Origin of the sequence: Microlunatus ginsengisoli (genome assembly GCF_039537205.1) — a bacterium.
GTDB classification, from domain to species: domain Bacteria; phylum Actinomycetota; class Actinomycetes; order Propionibacteriales; family Propionibacteriaceae; genus Microlunatus; species Microlunatus ginsengisoli.
In genome coordinates this window covers 100,532-121,223 of the sequence record NZ_BAABAB010000009.1, presented here as the reverse complement: position 1 = coordinate 121,223, position 20,692 = coordinate 100,532, and the positions used below count along the sequence as shown (strand labels likewise).

Sequence of the window (20,692 nt, the reverse complement as noted above, 5' to 3'; positions counted from 1 at the left end):
ATTCGCGCGGCATGCTCCGGTCCAGAATCCCGGATGCGGCCGAACAAACTCGCACAGACAAGCCCGCACAAAAAGCTACGTCCGCGGTTCCAGTGGAACCGCGGACGTAGCCCAGGGGGAGGAGATCGGGAAGGACCTCGGGGAAAAATCCCTCCCGACTATGTGGGGTTGTCGGTTCGGCAGGTGCTCACATCACCTGTCGGACCTCCGGGATCGTCAGGTATCCCGGCTTCCTTGCGGAAGATCTGTGGTGTCGGCCCTCCTGACCCGGGCCGGCGACTAGATGCCGTTGACCTGTGCTGAGAACCTGACCTCGTTGTCACCGAAGCTCGGCGCCTCGGACGACTTGGTGATCTTGTAGTTGGTCCTGGCCTCGGCGCTCAGCGGCACGGCCGCAAAGATGCCGACGGCGAGCGCGATCGAGGCGGTAGCCGCTACGATCCTGCGATTGAGCTTCTTCATTGGAGTGAGGTATCCCTTCTGTTTGGCTCTCCGCCGCATCGTTCCCACGCGATGCTTTGTCGAGCCACCTGACGACGGGCACTAATCTACGCAAGTCGGCACAGGAAAGTCATGCCAGGACGCGTCCTATTTAGGCGATGTCATAAAGTTGACATTCCTAACACGTGTGAGCCACTGAGGTCGGCTGCACAAAAGCGCTTCAGGGCCCTTGCGCATCATTCCGGCACCCGCTCCGGAGGTCGGATGGTGTCCGTTTCGGACACCCTGCGGGCACCGAGGCCACCGGAACTGTCGGACGCTCGACGCAGAATCGGGTCAGCCCGGTGCCGCCGATCCCGAAGGAAGAACATCGATGCCGCTCCCCCGCCGATCCGCCCCTTCGGAAGACCCCGATCCCTGCGCATTCGTGCCGCCCTATCTGCTCCGGCACGTCGCGGCGGTCGACGATGCCGGGCCGAGCGCCTGCGCGCGGCGAAGCCTGGCCACCGACGCCCGGCTCCGCGCACAGCGCGGCGATCCGGCTCTGCGGCACCGGTCCGTGCTCACCGAGGCGGAGGCGGGAGCGGCCGGCAGCACCCGGGTCGTGCACTCCGCCGACAACACCGAGCAGTTGCCCGGCCGCGCGGTCCGGACCGACGGCGACTCGCCGTCGGGGGACGTCGCGGTCGACGAGGCATGGGACTACGGCGGGCAGGTTCTCGACCTGTTCGCGCAGCAGTTCGGCCGGGACGCGATCGACGGCCATGGCGGCACACTGTCGATCACGGTGCACTACGGCCAGGACTACGACAACGCCTTCTGGAACGGCAGCCAACTCGTCTTCGGCGACGGCGACGGCGACGGGGTGATCTTCGAGCGATTCACCAAGCCGCCGGACGTGATGGCGCACGAGTTCACCCACGGCGTGACCCAGTTCAGCGCCGGGCTGGCCTACCAGGGCCAGTCGGGCGCCCTGAACGAAAGCGTCTCCGACGCGTTCGCCGCCATGAGCACGCAGTGGACCGCGGGCCAGACCGCGGCCGAGGCCGACTGGCTGATCGGTGCGGGTCTGTTCCTGCCATCGATCAACGCGAAGGCGCTGCGCTCGATGACCGAGCCGGGCACGGCCTACGACGACCCCAGGATCGGCAAGGACCCGCAGGTCGGGTCGATGGCCGACTACGTCGAGACCACCGAGGACAGCGGCGGGGTGCACATCAACTCCGGGATCCCGAACCGGGCATTCGCACTGGCGGCCATTGCCCTCGGGGGGCACAGCTGGGAGCTCGCGGGCAAGATCTGGTACGACACACTCACCGGTGGCGCCATCGGATCCGATACCGACTTCGCCGGGTTCGCCCGGGCCACCGTGTCGTCCGCGGGCCGGCTCTTCTCTACCGACGTGACCGTGGCCCAGAAGGTGCGCGGGGCGTGGGCCGAGGTCGGGGTGCTGCCGGCTACCGACAACGCACCGGCCGACGTGGCCGCCGGGGCACCGACGGGCGACCCGCTGACTCCGACCGGGATCGACACGATCGCCGTCCGGCGCAGCGGAGGGGTCGCCGGCATCTCCCGGGTGGCCGAGCTCGACCTCAACGAGCACCCGAGTGGGCCGGAGGTCCGCCGGCTGCTGGCCGGAACCGACCTCCGCCGGATGGCCACGACGGCGGCCGGGGCCGACCGCTTCGTCTACACCATCGAGTTCGGCGCGGTCCGGCTGACCCTGCCCGAGCACGATCTCGGTCCCGACCTCGATCGGGTGGTCCGAATCGTGCTGGACGCCGGCACCTCCATCGATCCCAGCAGTCGTCCGAACCATCCCGGTTCCGGCCCGGCGACGACCTGAGCCGATCGGTCCGCCCGACCCGTTTCAGGCCGTCCAGCCGAGCAGCCGCTCGCCGAGAGTCAGCACCAGCCACCACAGGCCGGCGGCGACCACGGGAGCGAGCAGGGCGAGCAGCGGCCGGCGCCTGCGGATCGCGAGCACGGCCAACGCGAGCAGCGCCAGCCAGATGGCCATCACCAGCACGACGCCCCAGAGCGGTGCCATCAGTCCGGTCGCCAGGAAGAAGGGCGCAAGCACCAACATGGCCGCCACGCCGAGCCACCCACCGACATAGGACAGGATGCGGCCCACGTCCCGTCCGGACCCGCTCGCCTCGTGACTCATCCCCGAATTGTGGCCCACGCGCGCGGGTGAGCGCCCGCCGGTTGGCAGCGTGGTGCGATCCGCGGACCGGCCCGTCGACGACCGGCGGACCGGCGGTGCACGATTCGCGGACGGACCGTTGACTCGGAGCGACGACCTCATTACGGTGAGAGCGCTCTCACTGGGTGAGAGCGCTCTCCAGGTCCCCGTCAGGAGGCGACCCGGAGCTCCAACGAAGGGGAATCCCGATGACGAATCCGAACGACGACACCAACTTCAGCCGCCGACTGCTGCTCGGCGGGAGCGCCGCCGCTGTCGGCGTGGGCCTGGTCGGCCTGGGCGGCCAGCCGGCTGTGGCGGCACCGGCCGCGGCAAGCGCGAAGGCCGGCCAGCGGGCTTCCGTGCGCGCCGCCGTGTCCTTCCTGCGCGGCGTGACCGACGCCTACCGCGACTCCGGGCCCAGGCTCGCCCAGAGCTACATGGACGCCTCCGGGCTGAACGACATCGGCTTCATCTACGACAACGCCCTCACCACCTGCGCGCTGCTGGCGGCCGGCGACCTGTCCCGCGCGCGGGCGATCGGCGACGCCCTGCTCTGGGCGCAGAGCCACGACGCCGACTTCTCCGACGGCCGGCTGCGCCAGGCTTACCACGCCGACAGCTTGGGATATCCGGACGGGCCCGCGCACTTCGGCTACGAGTTCGGCCTGGTCGGCACCGCGGTCGGCGACATGTCCTGGACGGGCATCGCGCTGGCCCAGCTCGCCCGCCGGGTGCCCCGCGGCGACTACCTGGCCGGCGCGGTCCGGATCGGCCAGTGGATCGTCGACAACACCTACTCCACCACCGGGCTCGGCGGCTACACCTTCGGCGAGACGGCCGGTCTGGAGGACCACAAGTCCACCGAGCACAACATCGACGTCTACGGCTTCTTCCGCCTGCTGGCCCGGCTGACCGGCGACGGTCGCTGGAACGGCCGCGCTCAGCATGCGCTGAAGTTCATCGAGGCCGTCTGGAACTCCGACGACGGCTTCTTCTGGACCGGTTCCGACGACGGCGCCGCGATCAACAAGAACCCGCTGCAGCTGCCGCTCGACGTCCAGACCTGGTTCTGGCTGTCGGTCGGCCGCGGCAAGTACGCGAAGTCCCTCGACTGGGCCGCCACCAACCTGCGCAGCACCGACACCCCGCTGCGGACCAACTCCGCGCTGACCGGCCACGACACGTTCACCGGGGCCGTGTTCGCCAGCGGCACCGTCCGCACCGACGTCAAGGCACGGGTCGGCGGCACCGAGGACTGGCGTCCGTTCCCGAACGACGGCGGCGTCTGGTTCGAGGGCACCGGCCAGCTCGCCCTGGCGCTGCGGAAGCGGGACCGCAACGGCGACCTGGCCGCGTCCGACGCGCTGCTGGCCACCCTGCGCGACTCCCAGGAGAAGCTCGGCGACGGCCAGACCTTCGGTGGCAAGCGGATCGAGGGCGGCATCCAGGCGGCCACCTCGCCGATCGACACCGGCTTCGGCTTCGCCTACCACCCGCACCTGCACACCGCCGCCACGTCCTGGTACGTGATGGCCGCCACCGGTTTCAACCCGTACAGCTTCTCCTGAGCCCGAGCCGAGCGCCGTCGACGAACCCGTCGACGGCGCTGGGTAGGTTGGCCCGATGCCGGCACCGGACGTACGCGACGAGGGGGTGACCTGGCACATCCCCGTCGACCTCGCGCCGGGCGGCGTCCGGCTCGAGGTCGACTGGGTGCTGGCCGGCGACCCCGAGTTCTCCCGCGCCGACGCCGAGTGGACGTACGCCCTGCGCAGGCCGGCAGCCCGGCGGCTGGAATACCGGCTGCTGCTGCGGGACGCCGACGGCCACGGCGATCCGGGTCCGGACCCGACCAACCCACGGCGAATCGGCAACCCGTTCGGGGACCGGTCGGTGATCGACTTTGCCGACTACCGCCCGCCGGAGTGGGTCGGCACCGAGCCGGCCGGCGAGCTGGTCGAGCTGGACATCCGCAGCGGGCGGCTCGGCCGCCCGATCCCCACCCGGCTGTGGTCCCCGTCCGGGCTGGACCCGGCCGCGCCGGCACCGCTGCTGGTCGCGAACGACGGCACCGGGCTGGCGAACGACGCCCAGCTCCTGGGTTGGGCCACCTGGCACGGCGGGCGCGGCCGGCCGCTCCGGGTGCTGCTGCTCGATCCGGCGCCGGGCTGCCGGGACGACTGGTACGCCGCGAACGACGACTACGCCGACGACGTGGCCGAGCTCGTCCTTCCCGCGGCCGGCGAACGGGTCGCGGTCGCGGCGACCGCGGGCCTCGGTATCAGCCTCGGCGCCCTCGCCATGCTCACCCTGCAGCGCCGCCGCCCGGATCGCCTGGACGCGCTCGCGCTCCAGTCCGGCAGCTTCTTCACCCCTCGAACCGACCCGCAGGAGTCGGGCTACGGCCACTTCGAGCAGGTCTGTGCCGCGGTCCGCCGGATCACGCTGGACCCGGCGCCGCGGACGGTGCCCGCGTTCGTCTGCTGCGGTGCGATCGAGGAGAACCTCGCCAACAACCTGGAACTGGCCGATGCGCTCGACCGGCAGGGCTACCCGGTGGACTGGACGATCTTCCCCGACGCGCACACCATGATCGGCTGGCGTGACGCCTGGACGCCCGGGCTGGACCGGCTGATCGACGCGCTGGACCGGCCCTGAGCCTGTCGGAGCGGAACGGGTTCTGACAGGATCGGGATCATCGACCCGCACACCCCTCGGGAGGCTCCGCCCATGTCCGTCCGCGGCGACAAGACCACGCACCTGATCGGCCTGCTGCTCGGCACCGAGGACGACTGGCCGCGCGCGTTCGAGACCCTGGTCCAGCGGGTCGGTGCGGTGCCGCACGAGGGCCGCGACCACACGCTGACCACCGAGCGGATCACCATCGAGCCGTTCGACCTGCGCGATCCGGTCCGGCACGACGTCGTGATCGACCGGCTGGCCTGGTGGTACTACCACCCGCGGGAGTGGCTGAAGAAGGCCGCGCTGGTCAACGACACCTACCTGATCAACAACCCGTTCACGTTCCAGTCGATGGAGAAGCACTCCGCCTACTGCGCCATGATCAGGCTCGGCTTCGACATCCCGGACACGGTGCTGGTGCCGTACAAGAACCCGATCGACCACGAGAAGTGGGCCTACACGGCGACGACGTACAACCTGCCGTTCGACCTGGACGAGGTGGCCGGCCGGATCGGCTACCCGATGTTCATGAAGCCGTTCGACGGCGGGGCCTGGCGGGGAGTGAGCCGGATCGACGACGCCGAGGTGCTGCATCGGGCCTACGACGAGTCCGGCCAGATGCTGATGCACCTGCAGGCCGCGATCAGCCCGTACGACGCGTTCGCCCGCTCGCTGACCATCGGCCCGGACACGATGGTGATGAAGTTCCGCCCGGAGCTGCCGATGCACCTGCGTTACGAGGTGTCCCACGACTTCCTGCCGGCCGAGGCGGGCGACGAGATCCTCACCCTGTCGAAGACGATCAACGCGTTCTTCCGCTGGGAGTTCAACTCGTGCGAGTCGCTGGTCACCGGCTCGCGGGTGCGGCCGATCGACTACGCGAACGCGTGTCCGGACATCGCCATCACCTCGCTGCACTACTACTTCCCCTGGGCGATCTCCTCGCTGCTGCGCTGGTCGATCTTCTGCGCGGTCACCGGCAGACTGCCGCAGGTCGACACCACCACCCGGGACTGGTACGACGTCGCCGACGACCCCGACCTGGACTACCCGGCCAAGCTGGAGCGCTACCTGGCGCTGTCGAACGCGTACTTCGACACCGACCGTTACCGCGAGTTCTGCGACACGTCGCTGGCCTCGCTGGACGAGATCGTGTACGAGTGGATCTCGTCCCAGGCCTTCGACGACCTGCTGATCGAGACGATCAAGAAGACCTATCCCGCGCACGAGCAGGACTGGTTCGCCGCCCACTTCCGCGGCCTGATCGGGCTCTGGGTCAAGGACAACGCCTAGCCGCTCCCGCGCTCGGCTCCGCCGACAACGCTAGGGCTGGGCGACGGCTCGGGCCGGTCCGCGGACGTGCTCGAAGATCAGGTTGGTCTGGGTCGCCGCGACCTGTGAGTTGGCCGACAGCTGTTCGAGGACGAAGGTGCGCAGCGTCTCGACGTCGGGCACCGCGACGTGCAGCATGAAGTCGTCCTGCCCGCCGAGGAAGTAGGCGTCGACGACCTCCGGCTGAGCGACCACCTGGTCGGTGAACGCCCGCAGCTGGTGCCGAGCGCCCGCCCGGAGGCGGACGGCGATCATCGCCTGGATCGCACCGCCGAGGATGCCCGGGTCGAGGTCGGCGTGATAGCCGAGGATCACGCCGCGTTCCTCCAGGCCGCGGATCCGGGCGAGACAGGTGGACGGGGCGACACCGACGCGCGCAGCGATCGCGTTGTTGGGCAGCCGGGCGTTCTCCCGCAGCACGGCGAGGATGCTGCGGTCGACCGGGGCCAGTGTCTCCGCGCCGGACGAGGGTCGAACATTCTTTGCCCGGCGACCGCTCATGCCCGGAATCATAGAACGATCTGCGGAATTTTCCCGATTTCTCGAATATCCAACAGTTTCGGCAGGAGAGGCGTGAACAAAGCACCTAACTTCTCCGTCACCACCCCTTTCACAGAGAGAGAAACGGATGCCGATCGTCGTAGGTGTTCCCAGCGAGATCAAGGACAACGAGAACCGGGTCGCGCTGCAGCCCGACGGCGTCGTCGAGCTCGTCCATGCCGGCCACCGGGTCGTCGTCCAGGCCGGTGCGGGACTCGGCCCCGGCTTCGCGGACGAGGAGTACGCGGCCGCCGGCGCGACGGTGCTGGCGAGCGCCGACGAGGTGTTCGACGCCGCCGACCTGATCGTGAAGGTCAAGGAGCCCGTCGCGGCGGAGTACCACCGGTTCCGCCCCGGGCAGCAGCTGTTCACCTATCTCCACCTTGCGGCCGATCGCGCCCTCACCGAGTTCCTGATCGAGCGCCGGATCGACTCGATCGCGTACGAGACCGTGCAGACCGCGGACCGGAAGCTCCCGCTCCTGACGCCGATGAGCGAGGTGGCCGGTCGGATGTCGGTCCAGGCCGCCGCCCGAGCCCTGGAGAGCCCGTCCGGGGGTGCGGGTCTGCTGCTCGGCGGGGTGCCGGGCACGCCGGCCGCCAAGGTGACCATCATCGGTGGCGGCGTCGCCGGCACCGAGGCCGCCAAGATCGCGCTCGGCATGCGCGCCATCGTCCGGGTCTTCGACACGAACCCGGCACGGCTGGCCTATCTGTCCGACATCTTCGAGGGACGGATCGACCTGGTCATCCCCAACCGTGCCCGGTTGGCCGCCTATGTCGCCGACTCGGACGTGGTCATCGGCGCGGTCCTGATCCCCGGCACCAAGGCCCCGAAGCTGCTGTCGCGGGAGATGGTCGCCACCATGCGCCCGGGCAGTGTCGTGGTCGACATCGCCATCGACCAGGGAGGCTGCTTCGAGACGAGCCGGCCGACGACCCACTCCGACCCGACCTTCGTCGAGGAGGGCGTCGTGCATTACTGCGTCGCCAACATCCCCGGCGCGGTCGCCCGGACGTCGACCCTCGCCCTCACCTCCGCGACCCTGCCGTACGTCGTCGCCGTGGCCGATCTCGGCGTGCGGGGAGCGGCGGAGAGCCACCCCGCCCTGCACGCCGGCCTGTCCACCGTCGCCGGGCAGCTGGTCAGCCGACCGGTCGCCGAGGCGCACGACCTGCCGTTCGTGGAGCCGTCGGTCGCGCTCGCTTCCTGAGCGGGCTGCGTCGACTCGTCGCGGTCGCCGGCGTCAGCCGCGCTCGGAGTCGATGAAGCGGATCCGGTCGGCGAGCGAGGTGGTCACCTGGTCGGCCTGGCTGGGGTCGTAGGTCCCGGTCCCGGGGTCATAACGGAACTGCCAGCTGACCAGGTTGGCGTAGACGAACACCTGGACGGCGAACGTGGTCCCGCCGCTGGTGGTGAACAGGTAGCCGGTCTGCAGGTCGACGCCGGCCAGCGGCACCGGCGCGGTCCGCGCCAGCGAACCCGACCGGGTGAACGGCGTCCCGCTCGGCGGCTCGGTGAGGGGCCGGGGGGCGATCTCGACCCGGCGACCGGCACAGGCCGTCACAGCGTCGTCGATCCGCCGGAACTGCTCGGCCGCGGCGGTCTGGTCGGCGAACCGGAACGTGAACAGCGACACCGCCATCTGCTGGCTCGGCCAGTACGTCCCCACGCCGTCCAGCGCGGTGTCGGGGAAACCGCTGAAGGTCGTCTCCTCGAACAGCGGCTCGCACGCGCTCGGGGTCACCGACGCCGTCGGCACCGCGAAGTTCTCCCTGGACAGCACCGACGCGTCGTTGGTGCCGTCCGAGCGCACCATGCCGACGTACACGTTCTGCAGGTCGGACAGCGAGAACGGCGCCGGCGGGCGCGGCCAGAGCCGCCAGGCCGCGAACCCGGCCGCGAGCACGGCGAGCACCAGCACGCCGATCAGCAGCTTCTGTTTGGTGCCGCGGCTGAGCGGCTCGATCCCGGTGGTGAGGACCTCCGGCCCGGGCGCGCTCTCGGCACCCGGCGGCGCCTCGGTGGACACCCGTCGATCGTAGCTCCAGCATCCTTCCCGTCCCCCCATCCCCGGAAACTGTGCTGCTGTTGCAGCGACACGCCGTCGGCGGATGCAACAGCCGCACAGTTTCCGGGCGGGGTGCGGGAGCTTCCGGCGGGTGTCAGGAGTGCCAGGCGGCCCAGAGCCGGGCGTACGTCCCGCCGGCGGCGACGAGTTCGTCGTGGCTGCCGGACTCGATGATCCGGCCGGCCGCCATCACCGCGATCCGGTCGCAGGCCTGCGCCTGGGTCAGCCGGTGGGCCACCACGATCGCGGTCCGGCCCGCCAGCAGCGCCGCCGCGGACGCCTCCAGCGCGCGGGCGCCGGCGCTGCCGGCCTCGGCCGTCGCCTCGTCCAGGATCACCACCGGCGGATCGACCAGCGCGACCCGGGTCAGCGCCAGCTGCTGGGCCTGGGCCGCACTGAGCGGGTGCTCGCCGTCGCCGACCCGGGTGCCCAGCCGGTCCGGCAGCGCCTCGACCCACTCCGCGGCGCCGGTGACCCGCAGCGCGGCCCACAGCGCCTCGTCACTCGCTCCCGGCAGGGCCAGCCTGAGGTCGTCGGCCAGCGTCCCGGTGAACACGTGCACCTCCTGGGTGACCACGCCGATCAGCCGGCGCAGCGTCACCGGGTCGATCCCGTCGATGCCCTCGGATCCGATCCGGATGTCGCCGGCACTGGCCGGGAAGACCCCGCCCAGCAGCGCCGCGAGCGTGGTCTTGCCGGCCCCGCTCTCCCCCACCACGGCCAGCGACGTTCCCGCGGGAACGTGCACGCCGACATCGTGCAGCACCTCCACGTCGCCGGTGTAGCTGTGCCGGACGCCGGTCGCGGCCACCGCGACCTCACCCGGCGCCGGTACGTCCCCGGCCGGCCCGGGCGGCACCGCGAGCTCGGCGATCCCGACCAGCCGGGCCAGCGCCGCGCCGGCGGACTGGATGTCGTTGAACGTCATCAGCAGCGTGCCGAGCGGCCCGAACAGCCGGTGGAACAGCAGCGCCGCGGCCGTCACGTCGCCGACCGTGGTGATCCCGCTGCGGACGCCGAAGAACCCGGTCAGCAGCACGGCCGACAGCCCGACCGCCTCGGCGAAGTTCATCGAGTTCGCGAAGCCGAGGAAGCCGCGGACGGCGGCGATCGCGGCCTGCACCGCGTGCCGCGACGCGGTCTCCACCCGGCCGCTCTGCAGCGCCTCCATCCCGTACGCGTGCACGGTCCGGGCGCCGTACAGGGTGGTCAGCATGCTCTGGGTCCGCACCGCTGCCGCCTGGCGATCGGCGGCGTACAGCCGGCGCGCCGTGGGCAGGAACAGCCGGACCGAGACGACGTAGACCGGCACGACCGCGAAGAACGCCACCGCGATCCGCCAGTCCAGGCTGGCGAAGCCGGCCACGGTGACCACCACCGTGACCAACGCGGCGAAGACGTTGGCGGCGAGCCGGATCGAGGTGGTGATCTTGTCGACGTCCTCGGTCACCCGGGACGCGACGTCGCCGGCGCCGGCCAGCTCGAGCCGGGCCGAGTCCATCCGCAGCGCCTTGTCCATCACGTCCTCGCGCAGGTCGGCGCAGACCTCGGCGCCGAGCCGGGAGACCAGATAGCGCGAGGCGGCGGTCAGCACGCCGGCGCCGAGGCCGGCCACCGCGATCGCGATCACCAGCCGGACCAGATCGGCCCCCGAGCCGCGGTCGACCACCAGGTCCACCACCCGGCCGAGCAGGATCGGGACCAGCACCGCCGCCACGCTGGCGGCGACCGAGGACAGCACCGAGCCGATCGCGAGCCAGCGGTGGCCGAGGATCAGCCGCCAGAACACCCGCCCGGTCTCCCGCCCGGAGGCGACCGGGAGGATGGCGCGCTCCGGGGGTCGCCGAGTCGCGACCGCCTCGCCGGTCGTCATCGCAGCACCGCCTCGGCATAGTCGGGGCGCGTCAGCAGGTCGGCATGGTTGCCGGTGGCAACCACCCGACCGCCGGCCACGAAGACGACCCGGTCGCAGCGGGCCAGCAGCGGCGGGCTGGTGCTGATCACGAGTGTCGCGTGTGCACCGCCGAGCCGGAGCCCGGCCAGCCCCGCCGCGATCCGGTGCTCGGTGACGGCGTCGACGGCGGTCGTCGGGTCGCGCAGCACCAGCACCGGCCGGTCGGCCAGCAGCGCCCGGGCCAGGGCGACCCGCTGCCGCTGGCCGCCGGACAGGTTGCTGCCGTGGTCGAGCAGCTCGTGCTCCAGGGTGTCCCCCAGCTCGCCGAGTGCGGCCGCCTCGACCGCGGCGCGGATGTCGGCCTCCGAGCGCGCGTCACCGGTGTCCAGCACGGCCCCGATGGTGGATCCGAACAGGTGCACCGCGTGCGGCTCGACCAGCATCCGCCGCCGCAGCGACGCGTGCTCGAGGTCGGCGAGGTCGGTGCCACCGAGGGTCACCCGGCCCGCGTGCGGGAGCCGCTCGCCGCTGAGCAGTTCGGACAGGGCGTCGGCGGCCGGGATCGAGGCGCTCGCCACTCCCACCATCTCGCCGGGCGCGACCTCCAGACTCAACCCGTCCAGGCCGGGCGTGACCACCGCCGACAGCACCAGCGACCCGGCGCCGGCGGGTTCGCGACCGCTCTCCGCCCGCGGTGGCGCCTCGAGCAGCTCGGCCACCCGGGCGGCCGACGCCCTGGAGATCGCCAGCTGGAACACGCAGTCCGCCAGCCCGAGCACCGGGTCGGAGATGAACGCGGCCAGCCCGACGATGGTGATCAGCTCGCCGATGGTGATCCGGCCCTGGAGCGCGAACCAGCCGGAGAACGCCGTCACGATCGCCACCAGCAAGCCGGTGGTGAAGGTCGACGCGCCGAGGAACGTGGCGCTCGCCCGCATCGCGCCCATGGTGGCCGCCAACGACGTCCGGCTGGTGCGCCGATACCGCCGGACGCCTTCGGGCACGCCACCGAAGCCGCGCAGCGGTCGCAGCCCGGCCAGCAGGTCGGACGCCGTCGCGGCGGCGAGGCCCGCTGCCTGCTGCTGGGCGGCGGTCCGCCGCTCGACCACGGGGCCGAGCGCATTCAGACCCAGCACCAGGATCGGGATCCCGATCATCAGGCCGAGTCCGAGCGAGGCGTCGATCCGCAGCAAGATGCCAGCGGTGACGGCCAGCCCGACCAGCGCCGCGGCGGCCCGCGCCCCGAGCTGGATCAGCTCCGCGGCGGCGAGGCTGTCGGAGGCGGTGATCGACAACAACTCGCCGGTCTGCCGGTCGGTCCGGATGCCGGCGCCGGTGAGGATCCGGCGGACCGCCTGCATCCGGAGCAGGTGCGCCTCTTCGTACGTCCCGCGCGACAAGAACCAGAACCCGGTCCGCCAGGCCATCGTCAGCACGGCGAACAGGCCGAAGATCGCGAGCACCGACGCCGCCATCGCCGACCCGTCCGAGGTCGCGACCGCACGATCGATCACCGTGCCGATGGCAACCGGGACGAGCGCCTCGCAGACCTGGTGGAGCGACCAGAACAGCGCGCCGAGCGCCGTCGCCGCGCGCTGCCGACGAAAGATTCCGCCAACCAGCCGGCGAGTGGCGCGAGGATCTTGCACGAAGGCAACCCTAAGTCGCCGCCGCAGACCTGCCGCGCCGATCCCAGCTCGCGGAGCCGGTCAGCCGTCGGAGAGCTTCACCGCACCCCAGCCGTGCCAGCTGGTGATCTCGATCAGTGCGCTGACCCGCGGCCGGGACCGGTTGGAATAGTCCCCTTGGCCGTAATGGTGGGACAGCCGGTCGATGTCGGCCAGGTCGGGGTCGTCGCGCCACTCGACGATCTCGCCGCGCACGCTGATGTGGGTGTACCAGGCACCCTCCTTCAGCGCGGTCAGGCTGACCTTCGGATTGGCCCGCATGTACGCGTTGCGCTTGCGGCCGGCGTCCATGTTCACCAGCACCCGGCCGTCGTCGCTGACCAGATACCAGGTCGCCACCGAGACCGGCTGGCCGTCGGGCCGGACGACCGCGATGACGGCCGGATTCGGCTGCCGGAGCAGGTCCATCGCTTTGTCGGTGAGCGGGACGCGGGGCATGCAGGCACTCCTTGTCGATCGAGCGGTGTCGGTTCGACCTTAGCCCGCGCCGACGGGGGTGCGGCTCAGTGGCCGACCTCCTCCTCCAGGGTGGTCATCTCCGGCGGCGGCCGGCGGAAGCCCCTGGTGAGCACGACCAGATAGACGATGCCGATGGTCAGCCAGGAGCAGCCGAGGATCAGCGCCTTGCTGTCCAGCTGGGTCAGCAGATAGATGTCGATCACCGCGCCGATCGGCGCGATGACGAGATAGCGCACCGGGCTCAGCTGCTCGGTGTGCCGGTGCCGGACCCAGTACGCGATCACCGACACGTTCACCAGGGTGAAGGCGAGGAACGCGCCGAAGTTCACGAATGAGGTCGAGGTCGTGACGTCCAGGAACAGGGCTCCCAGGCCGATCACCCCGCAGAGCGCGATGTTCAGCACCGGGGTGTGGAACCGGTCGGAGAGGAAGCCGAAGAACCGGTTGGGCAGCACGCTGTCGCGACCCATGGCGTACAGCAGCCGGGAGACGGCGGCCTGCGCGGCCAGCCCGGAGGTGAACTGGCCGACGATCAGGCCGGCGATGAAGATCGCGGCGAAGGCGGCGCCGCCGATCGTCTCGGCGATGTCGGCGGCCAGCGAGTCGGCGTTCGGGAAGGTCGAACCGGGCGCGACCAGGCTGACCGTGTAGGACACGATCAAGAAGATCACGCCCCCGAGCAGCGCGACGCCGAAGATCGCCCGGGGAATGTTCTTGGTCGGCTCGCGGGTCTCCTCGGTCAGCGTGCTCACCGCGTCGAAGCCGAGAAAGGAGTAGCAGGCGATGGCGGCGCCGGCCGCGATCGCGCTGAAGCCGCCGGTGCCCACGAACGGCGCCGTGGAGAACAGCGCGTCGGCACCGTGGCTGCTGACCAGGTAGTGCACCGAGAAGACCACGAAGAAGATCAGGACCAGGATCTGGAACGTCATCAGCACGAGGTTCGTCTTGTCGGCGACCTTCAGCCCGATGATGTTCAGCGCCGAGGTGATCACGATGAAGCCGACGATCCAGATCCAGTTCGGCACGCCCGGGAACTCCGAGTTCAGATAGGCGGCACCGATCAGCCAGATCACGAGCGGCAGGAACAGGTAGTCCAGCAGGATCGTCCAGCCCACCAGGAAGCCGAGCCGCGAGTCGAGTGACCGGCGGACGTAGGTATAGGAGGAACCCGAGACCGGGTAGTGGTAGGCCATCTTGGCGTAGCTCGACGCGGTGAACAGCATCGCGACGGTCGCCAGCAGGTAGGCCCCGGCGCTGGCCCCCATCGAGGTCTCCGCGATCACGCCGAAGATGCCGAGAACGATGATCGGTGCCATGTAGGCGAGGCCGAGCAGCAGCACGCCGCGCAGCCCGAGCGCCTTCTCCAGCTCGCCGTGGTGGGCGGGGTGGGTTTCGACGGCCGTGACCGGCCCTTCCGACTCGCTGCCGGCGTCCATGACAGACAAGTTAGTCCGGCTCAGCATCGTTGGCACGGACGACCTCGGCCCGACACGCACTTGACACGGGATGGTCACATGGCCGATGTTTAGCCGACCGACCACTCGGTCGGCTAAGCCCGATCCGAAGGAGTATCGCGTGCCCACCCCCCGATCCCGCCTCCGTCGCCTGACCCGCGGCCTCGCCGTCGCCTCGCTCGCCGCCGTCCTGGTCGGCGGCGCGGTCAGCGCCTCCGCTCACCCGTCCGCCTCCTCGCTCCGCGGGCTGCGGATCCTGCTGACCAACGACGACTCGATGCGGGCCGAGCGACCGACCAACTCCGACGGCCTGGGCCTGTACGAGATCCGCAAGGCCTTCTGCGCCGCCGGCGCCGACGTGGTCGTGATCGCTCCCTGGTCGGTCCAGAGCGGCCGCGGCACCGCGGTCACCAACAGCGGCTCGATCCAGCTCGGCAGCAAGGACCTGCCGGCCGGCTACGAGAGCGACTGCGCCGGCGCCCCCGCCAAGGGCGTGGTGGTCGGCCTGTGCGTGGACACCGTCCCGTGCACGGCGACCAGCCCGGGTGCGACCCCGTCCGACACGGTCAAGTTCGCCACCCGCGGCGGCCTGCACGACATCGCCGGCTGGACCGGCGAACCCGACCTCGTCGTCAGCGGCAGCAACTCCGGCCTCAACATCGCCAACTCCGTCACCGACTCCGGCACCGTGGGGGCAGCCGTCGCCGCGATCGAGGAAGGCATCCCGGCGGTCGCCTTCAGCTCCTCGGCGAACGCGGACAACACCAACTTCCCGGTCGAGAACTACCGCGCCACCGCCGAGTGGGGCGCCCGGTTCGTGGCCGGGCTCCGCTCGAACCGGCTGCTCGACCAGCACGACTTCGCCCTCAACGTGAACTACCCGAACATCAGCGCCGGGGCGAGCGCCAAGCGAGCCGTCTGGGCCAGCGTCAGCGACGGCACCTTCGCCTACCACTCCTACGCCAAGCAGCCCGACGGCAGCTACAAGATCGGACTCGCCGCCTGCAGCGGCCTGCCGACCTGCACGGTCACCCGCAAGGATGCCGACAAGACCTGGGTGCTGGACCGCGGACACATCACCGTCGTACCGATCAACTGGGACCGGACGTACGGCTATCCGACCGACAAGCGGGAGCTGGCCAAGGTGAAGGCGTACGTCGAACGGCACGCGCCGCGGCCCTGACCACGACGCCCGTCGCACCTGCTAGACCGTGACGTATGGCTGAGGCTCGGCAGTTCCGGCGGACCAGCACCGACCGGGCGAGCAGTGCCGGCGACGAGGCGCGCGGCCGCATCCTGGCGGTCGCGTTCGCCTCGATCGCCGAGAAGGGCTATCGGGGCACCTCGATCGCCCAGGTCGCGGCGGAGGCCGGCATCAGCCAGTCCGGCCTCCTCCACCACTTCCCCACCAAACAGGCGCTGCTGATCGCCGTCCTCGACTACCGCAGCCGGCTCGACCGCGAGCTGTTCCAGGCCGGCGGCGCGACCGTCACCGGCTGGGCGGCGCTGGAGGGCTGGGTCGAGCTAGCCCGGATCAACACCCGTCGCCCGCAGATGGTCCAGATGTTCGTCACGCTGTCGGCCGAAGCCACCGATCCGGATCATCCCGCCCACGAATGGCTGCGGAGCCACTACCGGATGGTGAGCTCCGAGCTGAGCAAGGCGCTGGCGGCGGGCATCGCCGACGGCACCGTGAGTCCGGACCTGCCGATCGACACCGTGGTGCGGCTGACGGTCGCGGTGATGGACGGGCTCCAGCTGCAGTGGCTGGCGACCGGCGGCCGGATCGACCTGGCCGCCGAGTTCGCCGCGTACGTCCGGCAGCTGGAGCAGACCTGGGCGATCACCCCGCCACCGGCCTGACCGAAGTCGAGGTCGGGCGCGCCGCCGAGCCCTACGATGGCGGCGTGGACGACGAGGTGGCGTGGCTGACTCCGGATCAGCTGCGCGACTGGCGCTCGCTGATCGGGCTGCTGATGACGCTGCCGACCGCGCTGGACGGCCAGCTGAAGTGTGACGCCGGCATCAACGTGTTCGAGTACCACATCCTGGCCGCGCTGTCGGAGACCGAGGAGCGCCGGCTGCCGATGGGTGCCCTCGCGCGCACCTCCCAGGGCTCGCTGTCGCGGCTGTCGCACGCCGTGTCCCGGCTGGAACGCGCCGGCTGGGTCCGCCGGGTCGCGGCGGAGGGCCGGCGGATCGACGCCGAGCTGACCGAGGCCGGCTGGACGAAGCTCGAGGCCACGGCCCCGGGCCACGTCCGCGAGGCCCGCCGACTGGTGGTCGACGTGCTGACGCCCGATCAGCTGGCGAGCCTCGGCGAGTCGGCCCGGGCCATCGTGGCCGTCGCCGATCCCGAGCTGTCCCGGGGACTAGGCGGCGAGGTGCCGCTCCGTCCGGACTGCTAACGCCCGTCCCGCCGCCCGGGCCGCCTCTTCTGCCTCGCGGCGAACGACCGCCGCCGCGTCGGTGAACTTGTCCAGCGCCGGGTTCACGCCGACGAGGGTCATCTCTCGCTCGACCACGCTGAGATCGGCCCCCCAGACGCCCGCCAGGACATGCCTGAGGTAGCCCGTGTTGTGGTCCCAGCCCTCTCGCCCGGTGCCCGGACCGTACGCCCCACCCCTGCTGGTCAGCAGCAGGACCGGGGTGCCGTCCAGCAGCCGGGTGCCCGGCGCGGCGCCGGCCACGGCGAGGTCGATCCAGGTCTTCACATGCTGGGAGACACCCCAGTTGTAGAGCGGCAGCGCAAGGATCGCCGCATCGGCCTCGGCCAGTTCCCGGGCGACGGTCTGGGCCAGCTCGAGGGCCGAGGACTGGGCGGCGCTGCGGGCTTCCGGCTCGACGAAGCGCGCGGCAGTCGCTGCCGCCCATGCCTCGGACGGCAGCGGGTCGGCGCCGAGATGTCGGCTGACCTTGGGCTCGTCGGGGCGGATCGCCTCGAACTCGGCCAGGGCGAGGTCGGCCAGCGCGCTGCTGGCGGAACGGTCACCCTGGATGCTGGCATCGATCCGGAGCACGGTCATCGCGGTTTCTCCTGGGGGTCGGGTTGTCTTGAACATTCAACTCGATCCTAAGCCCTGTCGGGTTGAATGTTCAAGTTGCCCCGTCCGGCGGTCAGATCGGAAGGGTGCGCACCGCCCACTCGTAGGAGATCCGGTGCGACTCGGCCTTGGACGGCACGCTCGGCTCGTCGATCTCGATCATGAAGTCGCCGTCGTAGCCGTCCGGCAGCGCGGCGATCACCGCGTCGAAGTCGATCACGCCGAGGCCGGGCTCGGCCCACAACCGCTTGGAGTTCGACTGCTCGCGGTAGCTGCCGGCTCCCCGGCCGTCCAGGAGATCCGGGAAGCAGTCCTTGAGATGGATGCCCCCGATCCGGTCCGCGTAGCGCGCGACGAACTCCGCCGGATCGACCCCGGCCCAGCGCAGGTGGCCGGTGTCGGGGCCGACGCCGATCACGTCCGGTCCGAGCTCGTCGAGCAGCCGGCCGATCTCCTCAGCGGTCTCGAACACGCCGCCCACGTGGGAGTGGTGCAGCGGTCGCAGCCCCTCGGCGGCGAGCACCTGGCAGACCACTCCGCAGTTCTCGATCGCCAGCGCGAGCCGGTCGGCGCTGAAGTCGGCCCCGACGGCTGGCCGCTCCATCCGAGCGGGTACGGCCATCGAGGAGATCATGGTCCGATCCAGACCGAGCGCGGTCTGGTCGGCCGCGAACCGCTTGGCCCGCTCGACCTCGTCGGAGATGTCGACGGTCTCGTCGAACGGCGAGCTGAACAGGCTGATCGACGGCGCCAGCCCGTAGCCGGCGATCCAGCCGGCGTACTCGCTCGCCGACATGCCGTCCGGCACGTCCGCCTTGACGGCGGTGAATCCGATCGCGGCGAAGTCGGCGAACGCCTGCTCGAACACCTCCCGCGTCTTGCCCGCCTTGCTCCAGTACGGGATCGGGTTGGCCGCGATCCTCACAGCCGCACCGGCCGTCCGGTCCGGGCGGACTCGTACACTCCGGCGATGATGCTCAGCGCCTGCCGGTTGGTCGCCAGATCGACCCGGACCTGCTCGGTGCCGTCCAGCGCGGCGAGGAAGTTCTCGTACTGCCGGCGGTGCGCGTACGTGTCCAGCGCACCCGGGTCGGCGCCCGCCGTCTGCCCGGCCCCGGACGCCTCGGGGAATTCGCCGACCTGGTTGATCGGGTCCTGACCGCCGCCGTACGAGCGCTCCGCCGCCTCGGTCTCCGCCGGCGTCCGGTGGATGAAGGCGAGCTTGTCGCCGTCGATGATCACCGATCCTCTGTCGCCGTGCACCTGCAGATGGGCGCTCATTCCGGGGTACGCCGCCGTGCTCGCGTGCAGCACGCCCAGCGCACCGCTGGAGAACTTGACCACTCCGACGGCCACATCCTCGACCTCGATCCGGTCGTGGGCGAGGGTCGCGGTGTAGGCGAACACCTCGACCGGGCGACCCATCGTGGCCACCATCAGGTCCACGGTGTGCACCCCCTGGTTCATCAGTGCACCGCCACCGTCGAGCTCCCAGGTGCCGCGCCAGTCACCGGAGTCGTAGTAGCTCTGCCCGCGCCACCAGTCCACCGACGCGATGCCGCTGGTCAGCCGGCCGAGCTCGCCCTTGGCGATGGCCTCGACCGCGACCTCGGTGGAGGGGTCGAACCGGTGCTGGGAGATCACCGTGACCAGCGTCCCGGCCGCCTGCTGGGCGGCGATGATCTCATCGGTCCGGGCCGGCTTCACCTCCGCCGGCTTCTCGATGATCACGTGCTTGCCCGCGGCCAGCGCCTCGATCGCCACCTCGGCGTGTCGGCCGGTCGGAGTGCAGACGCTGACCACGTCGACGTCGGTGGCGGCCAGCGCCGCCGCCAGCGAGTCGTACGCCCGGCCGCCGTGCGCGGCCGTCAGCGCCTCCGCGCGATCGAGCCGGACGTCGACCACGGCGGTCAGCTCGGCCCGGTCGCCGAGCTCGCTGATCACCGCGGCGTGGTGCTTGCCGATCACACCGGCTCCGACCAGGGCGAATCTGGTGCCGCTCATGCGAACTCGATCCCTTCGCTGGTGAGCAGATCGGTGAACGCGCGCCAGGCCTGGGTCCACAGCTCCGGTCCGGAGAAGCCGCCCAAAGCGTTCTGGGTGGCCAGATGCGGCTCCAGGGAGAAGAAGCCGTCGAAGCCGTCGGCGCGTAGCGCGCGGATCGTCTCGGCCACCTCGCCGTCGCCGGCGCCGGCGACCACGACGGTGCCGGAGTCGGACAGCGCGTCCTTGATCTGGATGTACTCCAGGTGCGGCCGGAGGTCGGCATACCCCTCAGTGAACGGCTTCACCCCGACCTGGACGAAGTTGGCGGGATCCCAGGCCAGCTTGAGCTTCGGCGAGCCCACCGCGGTGACGATGTCGAGGCAGCGGCGCGGGATGTCGCCGAAGATCTCCTTCTCGTTCTCGTGCAGCAAGATCACGTCCGCGGCCTCGGCGACGTCGGCCAGCGCGCGCATCCGGCGCAGCACCTCGTCACGATGATCATCGGGGTCGTCGCCGGGCCGGATGAAGAAGGAGAAGATCCGGACGTACGGCGCACCGAGGAAGCGCGCGACCTCCGCCGCGTGCCGCGTCCGTTCCAGGTGCGGCGCGAAGTCCTCGTCGACGAAGATCTTGCCGATCGGGGAGCCGATGCTGGACACCGACAGCCCGTGCTCGTCGAGCAGCCGCTTCAGCTCCGCGAGACCGGCGTCGTCGAGATCGAGGATGTTCACCCCCCAGCCGCTGCGCACCTCGACGAAGCGCAGACCCAGGCCCGAGGCCACCCGGCACTGCTCCGCCACGTCGTCACCGATCTCGTCGGCAAAGCCGGACAACGTCCACATCGACTCGCTACCTTCTCTCTGCGTGGTCTCGCCTCTTCAGGTCGGCCGGCGAAACGGCCGGGTCCCAT

Annotated in this window: 20 protein-coding genes; 8 read left to right on the top strand and 12 right to left on the bottom strand. The window is 70.8% G+C overall.

The features are described from left to right. Positions 1-279 precede the first annotated feature (279 nt). Complete coding sequence (locus tag ABD747_RS06915; RefSeq protein ID WP_344802748.1) at positions 280-462, bottom strand: hypothetical protein; 183 nt, start codon at positions 460-462, stop codon at positions 280-282. Positions 463-814: 352 nt separating this feature from the next. Between ABD747_RS06915 and ABD747_RS06910 the strand changes: the two genes are divergently transcribed. After that, complete coding sequence (locus ABD747_RS06910) at positions 815-2,287, top strand: protealysin inhibitor emfourin (RefSeq protein WP_344802746.1); 1,473 nt, start codon at positions 815-817, stop codon at positions 2,285-2,287. Between the two features lie 24 nt (positions 2,288-2,311). On the opposite strand, the gene ABD747_RS06905 is transcribed toward ABD747_RS06910, so the two are convergent. After that, the gene (locus tag ABD747_RS06905; protein ID WP_344802745.1) at positions 2,312-2,611 is read right to left on the bottom strand and encodes a hypothetical protein; all 300 of its coding nucleotides are present in this window, start codon (positions 2,609-2,611) and stop codon (positions 2,312-2,314) included. Positions 2,612-2,838: 227 nt separating this feature from the next. Between ABD747_RS06905 and ABD747_RS06900 the strand changes: the two genes are divergently transcribed. The 3 genes from ABD747_RS06900 to ABD747_RS06890 all read left to right on the top strand — a co-directional run bounded on the left by ABD747_RS06900 (position 2,839) and on the right by ABD747_RS06890 (position 6,607). Beyond that, entirely contained in the window at positions 2,839-4,200 is a 1,362-nt protein-coding gene (locus ABD747_RS06900) for a hypothetical protein (RefSeq protein WP_344802743.1), read from the top strand. Positions 4,201-4,255: 55 nt separating this feature from the next. Further along, entirely contained in the window at positions 4,256-5,290 is a 1,035-nt protein-coding gene (locus tag ABD747_RS06895) for an alpha/beta hydrolase (protein ID WP_344802741.1), read from the top strand. Positions 5,291-5,362: 72 nt separating this feature from the next. Next, positions 5,363-6,607 carry an ATP-grasp domain-containing protein gene (locus tag ABD747_RS06890; protein ID WP_344802739.1) on the top strand — a complete coding sequence of 415 codons (1,245 nt, stop codon included), beginning with the start codon at positions 5,363-5,365 and terminating at the stop codon, positions 6,605-6,607. Between the two features lie 30 nt (positions 6,608-6,637). Here ABD747_RS06890 and ABD747_RS06885 read toward each other — a convergent pair whose 3' ends face one another. Next, on the bottom strand, positions 6,638-7,147 hold the full coding sequence (locus ABD747_RS06885; RefSeq protein ID WP_344802737.1) for an Lrp/AsnC family transcriptional regulator: 510 nt from the start codon (positions 7,145-7,147) through the stop codon (positions 6,638-6,640). Between the two features lie 133 nt (positions 7,148-7,280). Here ABD747_RS06885 and ald point away from each other — a divergent pair, with 133 nt between their 5' ends. Then, entirely contained in the window at positions 7,281-8,399 is a 1,119-nt protein-coding gene (ald, locus tag ABD747_RS06880) for an alanine dehydrogenase (protein WP_344802870.1), read from the top strand. A gap of 33 nt (positions 8,400-8,432) precedes the next feature. Here ald and ABD747_RS06875 read toward each other — a convergent pair whose 3' ends face one another. The 5 genes from ABD747_RS06875 to ABD747_RS06855 form a co-directional block, all read right to left on the bottom strand. Continuing rightward, positions 8,433-9,218 (bottom strand): hypothetical protein, encoded by a 786-nt coding sequence (locus ABD747_RS06875; RefSeq protein ID WP_344802735.1) that lies wholly within the window; start codon positions 9,216-9,218, stop codon positions 8,433-8,435. Between the two features lie 133 nt (positions 9,219-9,351). Continuing rightward, the gene (locus ABD747_RS06870) at positions 9,352-11,130 is read right to left on the bottom strand and encodes an ABC transporter ATP-binding protein (RefSeq protein ID WP_344802733.1); all 1,779 of its coding nucleotides are present in this window, start codon (positions 11,128-11,130) and stop codon (positions 9,352-9,354) included. Beyond that, on the bottom strand, positions 11,127-12,800 hold the full coding sequence (locus ABD747_RS06865) for an ABC transporter ATP-binding protein (protein WP_344802731.1): 1,674 nt from the start codon (positions 12,798-12,800) through the stop codon (positions 11,127-11,129). Before ABD747_RS06865 ends, ABD747_RS06870 begins: the two co-directional genes overlap by 4 nt. Positions 12,801-12,860: 60 nt before the next feature. Further along, complete coding sequence (locus ABD747_RS06860) at positions 12,861-13,277, bottom strand: pyridoxamine 5'-phosphate oxidase family protein (protein ID WP_344802729.1); 417 nt, start codon at positions 13,275-13,277, stop codon at positions 12,861-12,863. 65 nt (positions 13,278-13,342) lie between these two features. Next, positions 13,343-14,734, bottom strand: coding sequence for an APC family permease (locus ABD747_RS06855; RefSeq protein WP_344802727.1), 1,392 nt, complete (start codon positions 14,732-14,734; stop codon positions 13,343-13,345). A 139-nt stretch (positions 14,735-14,873) separates the two neighbouring features. Between ABD747_RS06855 and surE the strand changes: the two genes are divergently transcribed. From surE to ABD747_RS06840, 3 genes are read left to right on the top strand one after another with little or no spacing between them, the layout of a single operon-like run. Then, a complete protein-coding gene (gene surE / locus ABD747_RS06850; protein WP_344802725.1) occupies positions 14,874-15,935 on the top strand; it encodes a 5'/3'-nucleotidase SurE in 1,062 nt (353 codons plus the stop codon). A 35-nt stretch (positions 15,936-15,970) separates the two neighbouring features. Beyond that, positions 15,971-16,615 carry a TetR/AcrR family transcriptional regulator gene (locus tag ABD747_RS06845; protein ID WP_344802723.1) on the top strand — a complete coding sequence of 215 codons (645 nt, stop codon included), beginning with the start codon at positions 15,971-15,973 and terminating at the stop codon, positions 16,613-16,615. A 44-nt stretch (positions 16,616-16,659) separates the two neighbouring features. Continuing rightward, the gene (locus ABD747_RS06840; protein ID WP_344802721.1) at positions 16,660-17,160 is read left to right on the top strand and encodes a MarR family winged helix-turn-helix transcriptional regulator; all 501 of its coding nucleotides are present in this window, start codon (positions 16,660-16,662) and stop codon (positions 17,158-17,160) included. Here the strand turns inward: ABD747_RS06840 and ABD747_RS06835 are convergent. The 4 genes from ABD747_RS06835 to ABD747_RS06820 are packed head-to-tail and all read right to left on the bottom strand — an operon-like array spanning position 17,125 to position 20,624. Beyond that, positions 17,125-17,814, bottom strand: a complete 690-nt coding sequence (locus ABD747_RS06835) for an FMN-dependent NADH-azoreductase (RefSeq protein ID WP_344802719.1) — start codon at positions 17,812-17,814, stop codon at positions 17,125-17,127. The genes ABD747_RS06840 and ABD747_RS06835 overlap by 36 nt on opposite strands. 55 nt (positions 17,815-17,869) lie before the next feature. Beyond that, positions 17,870-18,721 (bottom strand): sugar phosphate isomerase/epimerase family protein, encoded by an 852-nt coding sequence (locus ABD747_RS06830; RefSeq protein ID WP_344802717.1) that lies wholly within the window; start codon positions 18,719-18,721, stop codon positions 17,870-17,872. Further along, positions 18,718-19,800, bottom strand: coding sequence for a Gfo/Idh/MocA family protein (locus ABD747_RS06825; protein WP_344802715.1), 1,083 nt, complete (start codon positions 19,798-19,800; stop codon positions 18,718-18,720). The genes ABD747_RS06830 and ABD747_RS06825 overlap by 4 nt, the downstream gene beginning before the upstream one ends. Then, entirely contained in the window at positions 19,797-20,624 is an 828-nt protein-coding gene (locus ABD747_RS06820; RefSeq protein WP_344802713.1) for a sugar phosphate isomerase/epimerase family protein, read from the bottom strand. The genes ABD747_RS06825 and ABD747_RS06820 overlap by 4 nt, the downstream gene beginning before the upstream one ends. Positions 20,625-20,692 lie beyond the last annotated feature (68 nt).